At 70.8% G+C, this 17,110-nt stretch carries 10 protein-coding genes; 2 read left to right on the forward strand and 8 right to left on the reverse strand.

What is annotated here, in order from left to right:
• Nucleotides 1-75: 75 nt before the first annotated feature.
• Nucleotides 76-2,199 carry a DNA topoisomerase IV subunit B gene (locus ACFYMO_RS27495; RefSeq protein WP_366773699.1) on the reverse strand — a complete coding sequence of 708 codons (2,124 nt, stop codon included), beginning with the start codon at nt 2,197-2,199 and terminating at the stop codon, nt 76-78.
• A 520-nt stretch (nt 2,200-2,719) separates the two neighbouring features.
• Between ACFYMO_RS27495 and ACFYMO_RS27500 the strand changes: the two genes are divergently transcribed.
• Nucleotides 2,720-2,950: a hypothetical protein gene (locus ACFYMO_RS27500; RefSeq protein ID WP_075003361.1), complete on the forward strand. Its 231-nt coding sequence runs from the start codon at nt 2,720-2,722 to the stop codon at nt 2,948-2,950.
• Between the two features lie 374 nt (nt 2,951-3,324).
• Here the strand turns inward: ACFYMO_RS27500 and ACFYMO_RS27505 are convergent, their stop codons facing one another.
• From ACFYMO_RS27505 to ACFYMO_RS27530, 6 genes are all read right to left on the reverse strand, one after another.
• Nucleotides 3,325-4,167 (reverse strand): serine protease, encoded by an 843-nt coding sequence (locus ACFYMO_RS27505; RefSeq protein WP_366773698.1) that lies wholly within the window; start codon nt 4,165-4,167, stop codon nt 3,325-3,327.
• A gap of 426 nt (nt 4,168-4,593) precedes the next feature.
• Nucleotides 4,594-6,204: an RNA polymerase sigma factor gene (locus tag ACFYMO_RS27510; RefSeq protein ID WP_366773697.1), complete on the reverse strand. Its 1,611-nt coding sequence runs from the start codon at nt 6,202-6,204 to the stop codon at nt 4,594-4,596.
• Nucleotides 6,205-7,628: 1,424 nt separating this feature from the next.
• Nucleotides 7,629-8,657 carry a FadR/GntR family transcriptional regulator gene (locus ACFYMO_RS27515; RefSeq protein WP_366773742.1) on the reverse strand — a complete coding sequence of 343 codons (1,029 nt, stop codon included), beginning with the start codon at nt 8,655-8,657 and terminating at the stop codon, nt 7,629-7,631.
• Between the two features lie 273 nt (nt 8,658-8,930).
• Nucleotides 8,931-11,684, reverse strand: coding sequence for an ATP-binding cassette domain-containing protein (locus tag ACFYMO_RS27520; RefSeq protein ID WP_388549704.1), 2,754 nt, complete (start codon nt 11,682-11,684; stop codon nt 8,931-8,933).
• Between the two features lie 122 nt (nt 11,685-11,806).
• Nucleotides 11,807-12,565: an NUDIX domain-containing protein gene (locus ACFYMO_RS27525; protein ID WP_388549707.1), complete on the reverse strand. Its 759-nt coding sequence runs from the start codon at nt 12,563-12,565 to the stop codon at nt 11,807-11,809.
• Nucleotides 12,566-12,663: 98 nt separating this feature from the next.
• Complete coding sequence (locus tag ACFYMO_RS27530; RefSeq protein WP_366773694.1) at nt 12,664-13,890, reverse strand: DUF4192 domain-containing protein; 1,227 nt, start codon at nt 13,888-13,890, stop codon at nt 12,664-12,666.
• 140 nt (nt 13,891-14,030) lie between these two features.
• On the opposite strand from ACFYMO_RS27530, the gene ACFYMO_RS27535 reads away from it, so the two are divergent.
• On the forward strand, nt 14,031-16,223 hold the full coding sequence (locus tag ACFYMO_RS27535) for a DEAD/DEAH box helicase (protein ID WP_366773693.1): 2,193 nt from the start codon (nt 14,031-14,033) through the stop codon (nt 16,221-16,223).
• Nucleotides 16,224-16,427: 204 nt separating this feature from the next.
• Here the strand turns inward: ACFYMO_RS27535 and ACFYMO_RS27540 are convergent, their stop codons facing one another.
• The gene (locus ACFYMO_RS27540; RefSeq protein ID WP_366773692.1) at nt 16,428-17,048 is read right to left on the reverse strand and encodes a hypothetical protein; all 621 of its coding nucleotides are present in this window, start codon (nt 17,046-17,048) and stop codon (nt 16,428-16,430) included.
• Nucleotides 17,049-17,110 lie beyond the last annotated feature (62 nt).

Consider the following 17,110-nt stretch of genomic DNA (forward strand, 5'->3'; position numbering starts at 1 on the left):
GAAACCTGGTTCTGGAGTGCAGGGGTGGGGCGCCGCGGGCCGGTGTGCCACCGGTGCCGACCGGTGTTCCGCCGGTCAGACGTCGATGCGGGAGCGGTCCAGTGTGGAGGCGGAGGAGCTGATGAACTCCCGGCGCGGGGCCACCTCACTGCCCATCAGCAGGGAGAACGCCTCCTCGGCTGCTTCCAGGTCGCTGATGTTGATCCGTCGCAGGGTGCGGTGACGCGGGTCCATGGTGGTCTCCGCGAGCTGGTCGGCATCCATCTCGCCCAGGCCCTTGTAGCGCTGGATGGACTCCTTGTAGCGGACCTTCCTGCTCTCCAGCTCCAGCAGCGTCTGGCGCAGCTCGTTGTCCGAATAGGTGTACAGGTATTTGTCCTGCCCCTTCTTCGGGTTGATCAGCTCGATGCGATGCAGCGGCGGCACCGCGGAGAAGACCCTGCCCTCCTCCACCATCGGCCGCATGTAGCGCTGGAAGAGAGTCAGCAGCAGGCAGCGGATATGGGCACCGTCCACATCCGCGTCGGCCAGGAAGATGACCTTGCCGTAGCGGGCCTGGTCGATGTCGAAAGTCCGTCCGGACCCGGCTCCTATCACCTGGATGATCGAGGAGCACTCGGCGTTCTTGAGCATATCGGAGACCGACGACTTCTGCACGTTGAGGATTTTGCCGCGGATGGGCAGCAGCGCCTGGAACTCGGAGTTGCGCGCCACCTTGGCGGTGCCCAGCGCCGAGTCGCCCTCGACGATGAACAGCTCGGTGCGGTCGATGTCGTCCGCGCGGCAGTCGGCCAGCTTGGCCGGCAGCGCGGAGGACTCCAGCGCGGTCTTCCTGCGCTGCGCCTCCTTGTGCTGCCGCGCGGCGACCCGGGTGCGGGCCGCGGCGGCGATCTTCTCCAGCACCGCCCGGGCCTGGGCCTTGGCATCCCGCTTGGAGGAGGTCAGGAACGCCTTCAACTCCTTGGCCACGACCTGGGTGACGATCCGCGAGGCGGCCGAGGTACCCAGCACCTCCTTGGTCTGCCCCTCGAACTGGGGCTCCGCCAGCCGGACCGTCACCACGGCGGTCAGCCCCTCCAACGCGTCGTCCTTGACGACGTCGTCGTCGGCGACCTTGAGCAACCGGTGCGTACGCAGCGCCTCGTTGACCGTCTTGGTGACCGAACGCTCGAACCCGGAGACATGGGTACCGCCCTTGGGGGTGGCGATGATGTTGACGAACGACTTGAGCGTCGTGTCGTACCCCGTCCCCCAGCGCAGCGCGATGTCGACACCCAGCTCGCGCTGCACCTCGGTGGGGATCATGTGCCCGCGGTCGTCCAGCACCGGCACCGTCTCCTTGAAAGTGCCCTTCCCCTGCAGCCGCAGCCCGTCGCAGACCGCTCGGTCCGGTGCGAGGTACTCGCAGAACTCGCTGATGCCGCCGTCGTAGCGGAACGTCTCCTCCGCGACGCCTTCGTCCTCCAGGCGGCGCTCGTCCCGCACCACGATCGTCAGTCCGGGCACCAGGAAGGCAGTCTGCCGGGCCCGCGCGTGCAGCGTCTCCAGCGACAGCTTGGCGTCCTTGAGGAAGATCTGCCGGTCGCCCCAGTAGCGCACCCGGGTCCCGGTGCGGTTCTTGGGGATCTTCTTGCCCTTGAGCAGCCCGCTGGAGGGGTCGAACGGCGCATCGGGCCCGGACTCGGTGAAGATGCCGGGCACACCGCGGCGGAAGCTGATGCTGTGGGTCCTGCCGTGGAGGTCGACCTCGACGTCCAGCCGGGAGGAGAGCGCGTTGACGACCGAGGCGCCCACGCCGTGCAGACCCCCGGAGGCCGCATAGGCACCGCCGCCGAACTTGCCGCCGGCATGCAGCTTGGTCATCACCACCTCGACGCCCGAGAGCCCGGTCTTGGGCTCCACGTCCACCGGGATGCCCCGGCCGTTGTCGCTGACCTCGACCGAGCCGTCGTCGTGCAGGGTGACCCCGATGCGGTCGCAGTAGCCGCCCAGAGCTTCGTCGACCGAGTTGTCGATGATCTCCCAGAGGCAGTGCATCAGGCCGCGGCTGTCGGTCGAGCCGATGTACATGCCGGGCCGCTTGCGGACGGCTTCGAGTCCCTCCAGGACGAGCAGATGCCGCGCTGTGTAATTGGAACCGCCCTCGCGGTCTGCCCCGGTCAGCAGTGCGGTGGACGGCACGGACATATCGGCGGTCACGCGGTTCGCTCCTCGCTGAATTCTGCATGAGACGGCTGGGTTGCCGCGTCAGAGGGTACCGAGGCCCAAGAGGGCACGTGGCGTGCGACCCAGCGGACGGAACAGGAGAACTGCCATGCTATCCCACGTTCGATATCCTGTTCGATAAGAGCCCGGGTGCCGTACACATCACGTTCCCATCGAGGCATGAACCATTTAGGCTCCGGGCACGTCCTCCACAACGCCGGGTTGAACGGCTCGGAGTCGGAGGACGACACAACGCCACGAAACAGACCTGCCAGCGCCACTGGCAGAGTCGGCCACCACCCACCGTCACAGACCGAACGACAGACCGAACACATCGACGGACCACCGACGGAAAGCCCCCAACCCCTGCAATACGGCCCATTCGCCGCCACCCGGCAACAATCCGGCCTCCCGGCCAAAAAAGTTCGGGAATGAAGGCCAGTGCGGGAACGTTTTCGGCCTGGTTGGATGTTGACCCTGGTACGACAGCTCGTCGAGCTAGAGAAGAGGCGACGTGACTACAGTTCTGACCCCCGCGACTCCGCTGACGGCAGCCGACCGCTGTGACCGGTGCAACGCCCAGGCGTACCTGCGCGTTGTCCTTGTGAGCGGCGGAGAGCTGCTGTTCTGCGCCCACCATGGCCGCAAGTTCGAGCCGGAGCTCAAGAAGATCGCCGCGGAGATACAGGACGAGACGGAGAAGCTCACCGCGACTCCCGCCACCGCAGGCGAAGACGAACGCTGAGCTGCTGAACCGACCCTCAGCGTCCGCGTCCGAAACGACGCTTCGCGTCCACGTCCGACGAGCTTCCCCGGCGCAGGCCGGATCCGGCGGACGGTCCTCCCGACCCGGGAGGACCGTCCGCCCTCGTCATTTCCGGCCCTTCCGGTGCCGAGCGGGGTGCCGGCCCACCGGCGCATGACGCCTTTCGGCGCCGCATGGCTCCTGTCCGGATCCCTCCGGTCAACGACATACCGTGGGCCTCTCGTCCGGACGGGTGACGAGAGCGCTGCCCGGCCGGGCGCCACGCGCTCACGGCCTCGCGCCCCGTCACCCGCCCCGGTCACGGACTGCCAGCCCCCGAGCGCACCACCCCCGGAATGCGCCTCGCGGCCCCCTCAGCTCCCAGCTGGGGCCGGAGCGCCGCTCTGGTCGCCGATGAAGGATTGAACTGCGGAGATCCGCGTATAGACACCGGGACGCCCCGCCTGACCGCAGCCGATCCCCCACGAGACAAGCCCCACGAGTTTGCCCCGGGCGACCAGCGGACCCCCGCTGTCCCCCTGGCAGGCGTCCTTGCCGCCCTGCTTCAACCCGGCACACATCATGGTCGCCGGGTCGTAGGTTCCGTCCAGGGAACCGGGATAGGCACGTCGGCAGTCCGCGTCCGGCAGCACGTTCACCCGCGCGGCGTGCAGCGTGGTCGCATAATCCGCGCGGCCCGTGGTGTCACCCCAGCCGTAGACCGAGGCCGGTGTGCCGGCCCGGTAGCCGGAATCACCTTCCTGGGCCAACGGGAGGACGGAATCCTGCGGCACGGAGGACGCCAGGTGCAGCACCGCGACGTCGCCCCTGTTGGACGCCGGGGCGTAGTCCGGGTTGACCTTCGAGGACTCGACCGCGATCTCCTTGCCGGCCGTGCTCGTCAGATCCCCGCGCCCCGTGATCACCCGCAGGTCGTCGACCTGCGAGGAGTCGGCCCCCAGCACCTCGCGGCTGAGGCAGTGCGCCGCCGTGACCGCCGTACGCGGCCCGACCAGGGCACCCCCGCAGAACTGGCCCGAGCGCCGCGGTCCGAACCGCGTCCGACTGGAGAGCGCAACCACCCAGGGGTGGGCCTCGGCACTCACCGGGGAGCCCCCGATGACGACCTTGCCGGGGCTCGAGTCGTGGGTGGGGGACTGCGCGACGGATTGCGGGGCCACCGGAGCGAGCAGCGCCGCTATGAACGCCGCTCCCACGACGAGGGGGCGATTCCCGGGGCGGCCCGGGACGCGGCGGACTCCTGTTCGCTTACAGCGCATCGATCGCATGAGACCGGCCTCCTGACCGTACGGAACACTCTGGCTACCCAGGGTGTTCCGGGTCCACGCGAGTCGCATCCCGGGAGGCTCGGGACGAGCGCCGGACGTTCCCACAGATGAGCGAATACGGAGGCCGGGCTCGACGGACACCGAGCCGACGCTGTCGGTTCTTCCCCGTCGGTTCCGCGCTGCCCGCAGCCAGGGCACTGCCAGTACGCCGACACCGGCGCGGCGGACACCGCCCGCCTGCCGGGGCGCCGGAGTCCCGGGGACCGGGACCGGCAGCACGGAGGCCGGTGAACCCTCGATTCGGATTCACCGGCCTCGGTGCTGCCGGTCCAGCGCCGCCGATCCAGCAGCCCGTCAGTCCAGGTAGTCGCGCAGCACCTGGGACCTGGAGGGGTGACGCAGCTTGGACATCGTCTTGGACTCGATCTGCCGGATACGCTCACGCGTGACGCCGTAGACCTTGCCGATCTCGTCGAGCGTCTTGGGCTGGCCGTCGGTCAGACCGAAACGCATCGAGACGACGCCCGCCTCGCGCTCGCTGAGCGTGTCGAGCACGGAGTGCAGCTGCTCCTGCAGAAGCGTGAAGCTGACCGCGTCCGCCGGGACGACCGCCTCGGAATCCTCGATCAGATCGCCGAACTCGCTGTCCCCGTCCTCGCCCAGCGGGGTGTGCAGGGAGATCGGCTCCCGGCCGTACTTCTGGACCTCGACGACCTTCTCGGGCGTCATGTCCAGTTCCTTGGCCAGCTCCTCCGGGGTGGGCTCACGGCCCAGGTCCTGGAGCATCTGGCGCTGCACACGGGCGAGCTTGTTGATGACCTCGACCATGTGCACCGGGATCCGGATGGTGCGGGCCTGGTCGGCCATGGCGCGGGTGATGGCCTGGCGGATCCACCACGTCGCGTACGTCGAGAACTTGTAGCCCTTCGTGTAGTCGAACTTCTCGACCGCACGGATGAGACCCAGATTGCCCTCCTGGATCAGATCCAGGAACAGCATTCCGCGGCCCGTGTAGCGCTTGGCCAGCGAGACCACCAGACGGAGGTTGGCCTCCAGCAGGTGGTTCTTGGCGCGGCGCCCGTCCTCGGCGATGATCTCCAGCTCCCGCTGGAGCTTGGGGGCCAGCTTCTCCTCGACGGCCAGCTTGTCCTCCGCGAAGAGACCGGCCTCGATCCGCTTGGCGAGTTCGACCTCCTGCTCCGCGTTGAGGAGCGGCACCTTGCCGATCTGCTTGAGGTAGTCCTTGACCGGGTCGGCCGTGGCGCCCGCGGCGGCGACCTGCTGGGCCGGCGCGTCGTCCTCGTCATCGTCGGAGATGACGAAGCCTTCGTTCTCGTTCTTGATCTCGGCGGCAGGACCGTCCTCGGGCCCCGGCTTGCCAGCGGGCTTGGGAGCGATGTCCTCCACCAGCTCCTCGTCGCCTTCCAGGAGTTCGTCGACGACGTCGGACTTCTTGGCTGCGGTCTTCTTGGGCGCGGCCGCCTTCTTGGCCGCGGTCTTCTTCGCAGCGGTCTTCTTCGCGGCGGCCTTCTTCGCGGGCTTCGGCGCGATCTCCTCCCCGGCGGCTCCCTGCTCCGGCGCGGCAGCCGCGACGGGAGCCGAGGCAGCAGCCGGGGCGACGGGAGCCGCGCTCGCCGGAGCGGCCTTCTTGGCCGGAGCGGGCTTGGCAGCGACCGTCTTGGTGGCGGTGCGCTTGGGCTGGGTCTTCGCTGCGACGCTCTTTCGGGTGCGCTTGGGCGCCTCGGCTGCACTCACCATCAGCGTCACACCCTCCTCGTCGAGGATCTGGTTGAGGCTGCGCAGGACGTTCTTCCACTGGGTTGGCGGAATCTGGTCAGCCTCGAAGGCCCGGCGCACGTCGTCGCCGGCGATCTGCCCCTCAGCCTTCCCTCGCTCGATGAGCGCCATCACGGACTCGGATTCGGCGATCTCCGCGGGGAGAGTACGGGATGTGCTGGCCGACACGAACAACCTCTCGGAACGATGGAAACGGCGGGCCGCCGGCGGGGATGAACCGACGGCGCGGGCGGAGCAGTGGAGAAACATCGGGCACGAACAAGAGCCCCGGACGGAGCGCCCGTATTCCCTCCTCCGCTGTCACCTCTTGAGTCATCGCAGGGGAACGGGAAGCGTTACGCCCAATTCACGTGGCCCGAGTCACACCACATACATCCCATACGTGTGAACATCTGGATGAAAAGGTTACCCGACGCGCCGCCGAACCCCGTGCGGGACGGTGCGACTGCCGCCCTGGGGCCGCGGACGGACGGCGGACGGGCAACGGCTGGGCAGGGAACGGATCCCGAACGGGCCCGCGCACAGGGACGGTCACGAATCCGGCACCTGATCCACTCCGGATCTCCGGACGTGGATGTCGGCGCTCGTTCCGGCACCAACCGTTCCGCGGCTCGGCGCCGCGCCCGGGAACGACCCCGGGCGGCACATTCCAGCAGTCCCGGCTGAGCACGTCCCGGAGGCGGGCACCGAAGACGCCCGAGGGCCCGATGGACCAAGAGTCTTGCTCCCGCCTCGCCCCCACCCTGCGACCGGCCTCGGAACAGGACACGCCTCCGGCCGATCCACGATCCGCGCCCCGGCCGGTCGGGGCCGTCCAGCCGAACCGAATCGGAGCGGAGCGGACCGAACCGGAGGGGACCCGACCGGCTGCGTCGGACCGGATCGGCCGGGAATCGGGGCGGGACCCGCTCGGACCCGCGGTGTGCGCATGCCCCTTCCGCTCGCGGAACGACGGATTCCCGGGCGCGTTTCGGCCCGCCGGACCTCGGCGCACGGTCGTCCGGACCGGCGACGGCGACCGGCCGTGCCCGAGCGCGGACACAGCCGGACGGAACGCCCCGACCGGATCCACGAGGCAGCCCAGGCGCCGGATCCACCTGGCGGCCCAGGCACCAGGCTCCGCACCGGCATCCGGACGGACCTGCACGGAAGCGCGCCGCCCCGGGACCACGCGCAGTCGGCCCGGACCGGCGTTCCACGGCCGGAGGTACCGGGCACGGGCCGGGGGCCCGCTGCACGACGGAGGAGCGCCATACGGCCGGAGCCGCAGGAGGAACGAGCCCGAGCTGGCGAGAGACACCGCCGTGCCTGAGCCGGGAGACCGCGTCGGGGGCGCGGGGCGGATGCACGTGTCCCGGAACGAGCGGCCTGCCGAGGCAGGTGCGACCCGATCGGACGCGGCGGGGCGGCGGACCGGGATCGGCAGCCTCGTCCGTGTGCTGCGGCAGCTCCCGACCTGCCGGCCGCTCCGAACCGGTCGCGTCAACGGGGCGAAGCGCGAGCCACGCGGGCGATACGGGGCGGTGCGGAGCACCGGACGGGCGCTGGGGGGCTCGACACCGGGTGGTCGGCCCCGAGCGCGCCCGCACCGGTCAGTGCTCGCGAGGGGCGGGCACCACATGGTCCGCCCCGCCGGGGGCACCGGGGCCGCCCGGCTGACCCGGCTGACCCGCCCCGGCAGGCACCCCGTGGGTCCCCTGCTGAGCGGCCTGCGCCGGCTGCGCGGACTGGCCGGAGGCGGCCTGAGCGGGCGCCCCCTGCGCCGGCTGCGCGGCGGGCACCGACTCGCCGCCCCCGCCCAGTACCTGGCGCATGGCGGACTCGGCGACAGCGGACTCACCCGAGACGAGCGCGTCGACGACCCGACGGTGGTGGGTGACGGTGTCCTCGGTGGGGTGGTCGCAGCAGGCGGTCGGGCCGCCCGAGACCTGCAACGCGGAGGAGACGATGCCGGAGAGGTGCTCCAGCATCCGGTTGCCTGCCGCCTGGAGGATGAGTCCGTGGAACTCCGCGTCGGCGCGGGAGAAGGTGAGGGTGTCGCCCTGCGTGTGCGCGTGGCCCATGATCTCCACCATGTCACCCAGGCGCTGGTGGACGTCGTCGTGGCTCTCCCCGGCCGCGAGCCGGGCCGCGAGGGGCTCGATGGCCCAGCGCAGCTCGCACAGCTCGCGCCGCTGGCCATCCCGCTGGGGGCCGAAGGCCCGCCACTCGATGATGTCGGGGTCGAGCAGGTTCCAGTCGCTGACGGGCCGGACCCGGGTGCCGACGTTGGGGCGCGCGCTCACCAGGCCCTTGGCCTCGAGGACGCGCAAGGATTCGCGCACGACCGTACGCGAGACCTCGAACCGCTGGCCGATCTCCTCGGGGACGAGCGGACGGTCCGCTCCCAGGTCCCCGGAGACGATCATCTGGCCCAGCTGCTGGACGAGTTGGCCGTGCAGGCCCCTGCCTCGGCTACCGGACGCACGTCGGCCCACTCGGTTCATGTCTGCCTCGGAACCCTCCCACGCCGAGGCGTTGGTTGTCGTGCGTGCCGTTCCCGTCGACTCGGCGTATGCGTAGCGGTCCAGCTCGCCCGGTCCTGCGAGGCCGGTGTCGACGGGGCGAGCCGCGGTCATCATGGAGTGCGCAAGGGTAGTCACGACCACTTGTGTCGGCCGAGGTCAGCGCCATCTTGAGGGTTTTGGTGAAAAGCACACGAAAGGGTGATCGTTGGCTGCCATGCAATTGACGCCTTATCGGAAAGAACGGACCACATCATTGGTGGTCAGAGCCATCCGCGGGCTGTCGGTGCCGGATTGGCCCTCTTGACGAACGAACACCGGCCGGAACGGGCAAGTTTCCGGCGGCGAGCACGCCAACCCCGCCTCCCCGCACGGCCGTCGCGCTCGGGACTACCGCTGCCGCGGTCGGCCGCGCAGGGCGGTGAGGGCGTACAGGCCGAACAGCACCGTGACGGACAACGCGAGGGCCCGGCCGACCGGTTGTGCCGCGATCCCCATGGCCACGGCGCCCGACTGCTCCGCCGCCGAGGACCAGGGAAGGAGCATCGTCGAACGCAGCCGGTCCGAAAGTCCCTCGAACGACGCGCCCCCGGGGCCGGCTGCGGCGCTCCCGACCAGCGGCGCCACCACGGTCGGCACCGCCGCAACAGCAGCCACACCCAGCACAGTCGACCGGAAGACTCCGGCAGCCAGCAGCCCTGCCCAGGCGCAACCGACGCAGAGTGCGAGCAGGGCCAGGGCCTGCACCCCCAGCGAGGGGACCGGCTCCCCGGCCCCGGCACCACCCGGAACGGAAAGACCGGCGAGGTCCGCGCCGTCGAAGGTGCGAGCAGGAAAGGCCGCGGCCAGTCTGTCCGGACCGTAGAGCAGGCTCAGTGCCAGCGCGTTGCAGAGCACGGTCGCCAGACACAGGCCAACCGCCGTACCCCCCGTCACTCCGAGCTTGGCCACCAGCAGACCGAGCCTGCGCGGCACCGGGACATGCGCCGGAACCAGCGCCGGGTAGCGGAACTCCTGGCCGAACGCCAGGGCTCCCAGCAGCCCTGCGACGACAGCAGCCGGCGGCACCAGGAACGGCGACCCAGGAGGCCACCCCGTCAGCAACTTCAGCCCGGACGCGGTGCCCGTCGCCGGGACAGCCGGAACTCCCTCCGTCCCCGCCGTCACCGCGGAGATGCCCAGTCCCGCCACCAGCGCCACGAGAATCAGCACCCACGGCGTACGTACACCGAACAGCCGCATCACTTCGTACCGGAGCGGCGCCACCGGCCCCGGTCTGCGCACCACAGCCGACAGCGGGAGCGCCGCTCCGCCGCCGGCGACCGTTTGCGCCGAGCTGGACGAGCCGTGGGGACTGGAGGGGCCGGCCGGACCGGAGAAGCCGCTTGCCGGAGTGCGTCGCCCGATCCCCGCCGCTGACGTGTTCCCGGGCGGCGGATCCGTGGCGGAAGCCGAGACCCGATCCGCCCCTTCCGAGGCCGAGAACTGACTCGCGGCCGTGTTCGGCCGCCGGCCCCGGACCGCTGCGGCAATCCGCTCCCGGGGCGCTGCGGAATCGGTGCCCTGCGCGGGGGCGCGCGACTCCGTCCGGGCCGGTCCCTCCGTCGCCGAGGTCCGCCCCGCCTCCGGAGCCGAGGTCGAGGCCGGCGCCGAGCCGGAGTCCGGAGACGGATCCGGCATCTGATCCGTGCCGAACGGCGAGAGGCCTGAGTGCGGAAGGCCGGAGCCCCGGTGCACCCGCCGGCTCCGATCGCTGCCGGGACCCGCGACCGCCTCCGTGTCTTCGTGCCCCGCCGGAACCAGAGCTTCTTCCTGGACCGCGGTGTGCTCGGCCGACGGAGCCTGCTCCGTCGCGGTCCGCCCCGGCCCGGCCGGACCCGCTTCGGAGGCGTTCTCTGCCGCCTCCGCCTCCCGCCTGCCGCCGGTCTGCGGGCCGGACCCGACACCCGCCCGCGGACCGGCATGCGATTCCCCTTCCACGGCCGCACCGTCGCTCCCCGGTGCGGAGCCGCCCGGCTTGTAGCTGCCGGGCGCGGGAACGCAGGCGTGCCCGGCAGTCCCGGCCGCCTCCTCCTCTTCCTGTGCAACAGCCTCCTCAGCCGCCGACCGGTCGCCGTGATCCACACGGCAGGCCCCCGCGCCTGCCCCGTCCGCCTCCTTCTCTCCGGCCTCAGCGCCTGACCCCGGACTCTCCGGTTCCGTCCGCGAAGCTCGTCCGTCCGCTCTGTTCAGCGGCCCTGGCCCGGAACGGTCTCCGACGTCCCCGACCTCGTCCGCCAGCAGATGCACGAGGATGCCGTGCCGGTAGGCGGACTCCCCCACCGCGGCGCAATCGCTCCCGTAGACCGAAACCCGGCTGCCGCTCTCGCACACCACCTCCATCGCTCCGCGCCCGCCACCGGACCGCTCTCCGCTGCGTGCCTCCTGGGACAGCACCGCGGCGAACCGCTCCGCGTGCGGCGTCCTGACCGCAACCCGCGGGCGGAGCCGGGTTCGTGAGAAGTCGGCCGCTGTCTGGTCGGCCACGAGGCGGCCCCGGTCGACGGAGACCACCCGGTCCGCCGTCCGCGCGGTATCCCTGGGGTCGCGCGAGGTGGTCAGTACCAGTCCGCCCTGCCGCGCATATCCGCGCAGCAGCCCGTTCAGCCAGCTGGCTTCCCGTGGTGAAAGCCCCCGCGTCGGTTCGTCCAGGACGAGTGTGTGGGGGTCGCCCAGGAGCGCCGCCGCCATCCCGAGCCTGCGGTCCATACCCAGCGAGAAGTCGCCGAGCCGCTGATCGGCCAGCCCGCTGAGCCCGACCAGATCCAGCACCTCGTCGGCCCTGTCGAGCGGTACTCCCGCCACCGCGGTGAGCATCCGGAGCTGCCCCCGAGCAGTGCGGGCCGGGTGAGCGGGGACATCACCGAGCAGGACGCCGATCTCCCGGGCCGGGTGCGGGATCCGCTGCACCGGCCGCCCGCGGAAGAGGGCCACACCCCGTCCCGGAACGAGTTGCAGCAACAGCCGCAGCGCCTCGCTCTTGCCCGAACCAGCCGGGCCCAGCAGCACAGTGACCTCACCGGGGCGCGCCTCGAAGGTGAGGTCGTCGACATCCGGCGGGCCCTTGCGCCGGACCGTGCTGGTGAGTCCGATGGCCTGAATCATCGCTTCTCCCGCAGAACGCGTGGCAGACGCACCTCTGCACGATAACGCGATATTTCCGACTTTCCGGGTAGCCGCTCGGCTCACTTCCGTCCGGAAGCGAGGCCACGGCAGAGCGTTCGGCCTCAGACCTCCGGTCGCAGCATCGGCGGGTTGAGCAGCGTCGCCCCTCCGGCGCGGAACAGTTGGGCCGGTCGCCCTCCTTGCCGGGTCGTCGTTCCACCGGTCGGCACCAGGAAGCCGGGGGTGCCCGTCACCTTGCGATGGAAGTTCCGGGGGTCGAGCGCCACGCCCCAGACGGCTTCGTAGACCCGTCGCAGCTCCCCCACCGTGAACTCAGCCGGGCAGAAGGCGGTGGCGAGCGAGGAGTACTCGATCTTGGATCGGGCTCTCTCCACCCCGTCCCGCAGGATCTCACCGTGGTCGAAGGAGAGTGGTACCTGCTGTTCTTCCGCTTGCCGGCCGGCCTCGTCCGCCGCTTCGAGGAGCGCGTCCGTCGCCGCCCATCGGGCGCTGCGCGCATCTCCGCCTGCGATGGGCGAGGGAAGGTCCGGCGCGAGGACGAGGTACGCGACACTGACCACCCGCATCCTGGGATCCCGCTGCGGCGCGCCGTAGGTGGCGAGCTGTTCGAGATGCGCGCCCGCGTCCTGGTCCTCGAGCGCCTGCGAACGCAGACCGGTCTCCTCGGTGAGCTCTCGCCCCGCAGCGGACTCCAAGTCCTCGTCGTCCCGCACGAACCCACCGGGCAGCGCCCACCTGCCCTGATAGGGAGGCTCCCCGCGGCGCACGACAAGTGCGTACAGCGCGTCCTTGCGGACGGTGAGCACCACAAGGTCGACGGTGACAGCAAAGGGCGGGAAGGCCGACGGGTCGTAGGGCATGGCGTGATCATAGTCGTCTCCTTGACGATAAACAGTCCCTTCCGAGGCAGCGGCACCCGCACCTCCTCCGCCTCTCGCGGGTCGGAAGGAATTGCCGCTCAGCGGATGGCACCGTCCGCCTCTCCGGCGGGCGGTCCGTCCTCGTCCTCCCCGTGTTCCGTCTCTCCTCCGTTCCTGAGGCAGCGCCGCACCAGCTCAGGATCGAGCCCCTCGTTGCAGGCATGGTGAAGCAGCTGGGCGAAGAGGTAGTCAGGATCGGTCCGCAGAGCCAGGCCCAGAGCGACGCGGGCCGTCGGAATGTCTCCGGCCTCCCAGGCGACCCATCCGGCCAGCGCGATCAGTGGTACCCCGTGTCCGCTGTAGGGCCCCGCGCAACGCCGGGCAAGCGCCCGCCAGAGCCGAAGCGCGTGGGCGGATTCCGCACCGTCCATCGACGCGGCGACCTGGTCGCGGGTCTCCCGGTCCTGGATGGCGAGGATCACCGAGGCACACTCCTCGTGGCCGAGCAGCCCGTCGTCCTGCGCGTCCTGCGCGGGTGTCTGTGTCGAGGCATCGGGCAACCGCCGCTGGAAGCGCTCCAGGAGCCGTGCGAGGAGCGCCAGTGTCTCTGCACGCACCTGCTGACGTCCCTCCTCGGAGAGCATCCGCACGGTGAGTTCGGCATCGGTGCCGTCCAGGACACGGATCTGCTCCTGGGCGAACGGCGGTCCCAGCGGTGCCAGTCGCCTCTCCATGTCCCGGAGTGAGCCGTGCATCGGCATTCCGGCGTACGCGGCTGCGGCCGCCATGGCCGAGGTGCCGGAATGCTCCATGGGGACGCCGTCGGGCGGGCAGCAGTCCGAGTCGGGACAGCAATAGGAGAAATACCTCCCCGCCGAGAGGCACAACGCCTCGTACACGGGCATCTCGAGTTCACCGCAGGCGCGCCGCAGGTGCTGCACGAGGGGGCGCAGCCGCTCCATGACCTCCCTTCCGGTGCGCTCTGCACCCGGTTCCTGGCACAGGAACAGCAGAGCTCCGTCGGGACGGGCGCCCCGTGCCCGTGAGCTGGAGTCGAGGCATTCGGCGAGCTGGGCGGCGAAAGCGGCCCAACCGCTGTCGGCATCGGGGATGCCGACCCTGAGGCGCCCGCCGAACCGCCCCCGCTCGCCATGGAGGGCGACGACGATGAGGGAGTCGTCCGGGTAGAAGCCGAGGAGGTAGGGAAGCGCTTCGGCGAGTTCGGAAGGGCTCCGCAGGGAAACGCTCGGCTGTGCGGAGGGAGCGGTCTGCCGGGAGGGAGCGGTCGGTTCGCTGCCGCTGGATTCACGGTCGTGCTGTGTCATGCCCCGACGGTGCCCCCGCCCCGGAACTTCCGGCCGCCGGTTGTCCACAGCCGAGACGATCCACATGGTTGTCATATCGGTCGTGGGTTATCCACAGACCAGGTTCCGCACATGTCCGAGCCATCGGGTTGCATGGAGGCATGAGTGATACGAAGCTGCGGCAGGCCGCCGACGCGGTGCTCGCCGATCTTGTCGGCGACCGCGAAGGGACGGCCCGGCTGCGCACGGACCAGTGGCGGGCCATCGAGGCGCTGGTCGCGGAGCGGAGGAGAGCGCTGGTCGTGCAGCGCACCGGCTGGGGGAAGTCCGCGGTCTACTTCGTGGCGACCGCGCTGCTGCGCAAGCGCGGCGCAGGTCCTACCGTGATCGTCTCCCCGCTGCTGGCGCTGATGCGCAACCAGGTGGAGGCAGCCTCCCGGGCCGGGATCCAGGCCCGCACGATCAATTCGGCGAACCCCGAGGAGTGGCGGACCATCGAGTCCGAGATCGCCGACGGACGGGTCGACGTGCTGCTGGTCAGCCCCGAGCGGCTCAACAATCCGGAATTCCGCGATCATGTACTGCCCGGTCTCACCGCATCCACCGGTCTGCTCGTCGTGGACGAGGCGCACTGCATCTCCGACTGGGGTCACGATTTCCGTCCGGACTACCGACGGCTGCGGACCATACTCGCCGAGCTGCCGTCGGGCGTACCGGTGCTCGCGACGACCGCCACGGCCAATGCGCGGGTCACTGCCGACGTCGCTGAGCAGCTCGGTACCGGCAGAGCGGCGGACGACGGCACCGACACGGACGGGTCCCCCGCCCTGGTGCTGCGCGGCTCCCTGGACAGGGAGAGCCTGAGTCTCGGTGTTCTGCGGCTGCCCGACGCCCCGCACCGGCTGGCCTGGCTGGGAGAGCACCTGAAGTCCCTGCCGGGGTCGGGCATCATCTACACCCTCACCGTGGCGGCCGCCGAGGAGGTGACGGCCTTCCTCCGCCAGTGCGGACACGAGGTGGCCTCCTACACGGGCCGCCAGGAGAACGCCGACCGCGAGGCCGCCGAGAACGACCTCCTCGCCAATCGGGTGAAAGCCCTGGTGGCGACGTCGGCTCTGGGCATGGGCTTCGACAAGCCGGATCTCGGCTTCGTGGTCCACCTGGGCTCGCCCTCCTCTCCGATCGCCTACTACCAGCAAGTCGGCCGTGCGGGCCGCGGTGTCGAGCACGCGGAGGTGCTGCTGCTTCCCGGCCAGGAGGACGAAGCGATCTGGCGCTACTTCGCCTCGCTGGCCTTCCCTCCGGAGGAGCAGGTGCGGCGGACCCTGGAGGTTCTGGCGGCCTCCGAGTCCCCGATGTCGCTGCCTGCCCTGGAGCCCCGGGTGGAGCTGCGCCGCTCCCGCCTGGAGGTGATGCTGAAGGTGCTCGATGTGGACGGTGCGGTGCAGCGGGTCAAGGGAGGCTGGGTCGCCACCGGCCGGCCCTGGCACTACGAGGCCGATCGGTACGAGTGGGTCGAGCGGCAGCGGCAGGCCGAGCAGCGGGCGATGCGCCACTACACCGAGACGGCCGACTGCCGGATGGAGTATCTGCGGCGAGAGTTGGACGACGAGTCGGCGGCACCGTGCGGGCGGTGCGACAACTGCACCGGCAGCAGATTCAGCCCGGAAGTCGACGAGTCACTCGTGGCAGCAGCCCGGGGGGAGCTGAACAGGCCCGGGGTGCGGATCGAGCCGCGGAGGATGTGGCCCACCGGAATGCAGTCCGCCGGCCTGGACCTCAGGGGCCGGATCCCCCAGCAACAGCAGGCGTCCCCCGGCAGGGCTCTCGGACGACTCTCCGACATCGGCTGGGGAAACCGGCTGCGGCCCCTGCTGGCCGGACAGGGCGGCGACGGACCGGTCCCGGAGGATGTACTGCGCGGCGCGGTGACAGTTCTCTCGGACTGGGCCAAGGGACCCGATGGCTGGTCCTCGGGAGGAGGCGGGGAGGCACCGGAGCGGCCGGCCGGCATCGTGGCGGTCGATTCCCGGACCCGCCCGCAGTTGGTGCGGTCCTTCGCGGAACGGATCGCGGACATCGGCCGCATTCCGCTGCTCGGTGCCATCACCTGCGCGGACGAGTTCGGGATGCTGAACGGCGCGCGCAGCAACGGCGCCCAGCGGCTGCGCGCTGTCCACGAGGCGCTGATGCTGCCTCCGGAGCTGGCGGAATCCCTCGCCGCCCTGGAGGGGCCGGTCCTGCTGGTGGACGACTACACCGCCACGGGGTGGACGATCGCGGTGGCAGCGCGGATGCTCCGCCAGGCCGGCGCCAAGGAGGTGCTGCCGCTGGTCCTCGCCACCCAGAACTGAGCCCACGGGCCGGCCGAAGGGAGGGCGCCGACCCGGCCGACGGCTCGCCGCACGCACCGTCGTTCCGAGGCGGTGCGGGAGATCAGCTCAGGGACGGCGCCGGTGCCGGTCACCCCGGGCACCGGCCGGCCCCGGTGCGACCGGGCAGGCTACGGACTCGCCTCGGCTGCTCCGGACCCGAGACCGCCGTGGCGAGCGCGGACGTCACAGCAGTGCGCGCACGCGCTCGGGATCGCCGCAGACGATGAGCTGCTCGGTTGCCTTCTCCAGGGCTGCGGGCAGCGCCGCGGTCGCCTCGGGGTCGGTGCCGCCGTTGACGGCGAGCAGCACGATGGCTCGCTGGGCGGTGCGGGCGACAGCAGAGGCGTGGGCGCAGAAGACATCCTCCGCGTCGGCCAGTTGGCGCCAGTAGGAGTCCTCGCCGAAGGAGAGTTCGTGCTCAGCCCACGGATGCTGGCCGCCGGTGGTCAGCAGCAGAATCTCGCCGGGCGCCCGGCCTTCGTCGAGAAGCTTGTCGACGGTCTCGTCGGCGACCTCCACCGCCGTCGCGTCGGTGGCCGCGACCAGGTGGATGCGGGCCGAGGCTGCTGCGGCGGGTGAATTGGCCGGGGTGGAGGGCTTGCCGCTCTGCTGGGGGCCGCCGGGGCGGCCCGGCGTGTTGGGGCCCTTGCTGTCGGTGCGGGGCGGTGCGGGGCGCGGTGCCTGGCGGGGGCCGGGAACCGGGGCTGCGGTGCGGGATGCCTGCGGAGTTCGGGATGCTCCCGCTGAGGCGCGGGTGCCCGGGACGCTCTCGTAAATCTGTGGCTCCTCGGGAGTGAGAGGCATGAAGTGTTGTCTATCAAATGACGGAATCAGGCGTATCAGCGGGTACTGGTTGCGCGGATATT

The organism is Streptomyces sp. NPDC007025 (assembly GCF_042869455.1).
Taxonomy (GTDB): Bacteria; Actinomycetota; Actinomycetes; order Streptomycetales; family Streptomycetaceae; genus Streptomyces.

What these genes read in the sequence shown, in the direction of transcription:
- ACFYMO_RS27515 (WP_366773742.1), bottom strand. Translation starts at nt 8,657, where the DNA reads ATGATGACCGCGGCTCGCCCCGTCGACACCGGCCTCGCAGGACCGGGC.
- ACFYMO_RS27520 (WP_388549704.1), bottom strand. Translation starts at nt 11,684, where the DNA reads ATGATTCAGGCCATCGGACTCACCAGCACGGTCCGGCGCAAGGGCCCG.
- ACFYMO_RS27525 (WP_388549707.1), bottom strand. Translation starts at nt 12,565, where the DNA reads ATGCCCTACGACCCGTCGGCCTTCCCGCCCTTTGCTGTCACCGTCGAC.
- ACFYMO_RS27530 (WP_366773694.1), bottom strand. Translation starts at nt 13,890, where the DNA reads ATGACACAGCACGACCGTGAATCCAGCGGCAGCGAACCGACCGCTCCC.
- ACFYMO_RS27535 (WP_366773693.1), top strand. Translation starts at nt 14,031, where the DNA reads ATGAGTGATACGAAGCTGCGGCAGGCCGCCGACGCGGTGCTCGCCGAT.
- ACFYMO_RS27540 (WP_366773692.1), bottom strand. Translation starts at nt 17,048, where the DNA reads ATGCCTCTCACTCCCGAGGAGCCACAGATTTACGAGAGCGTCCCGGGC.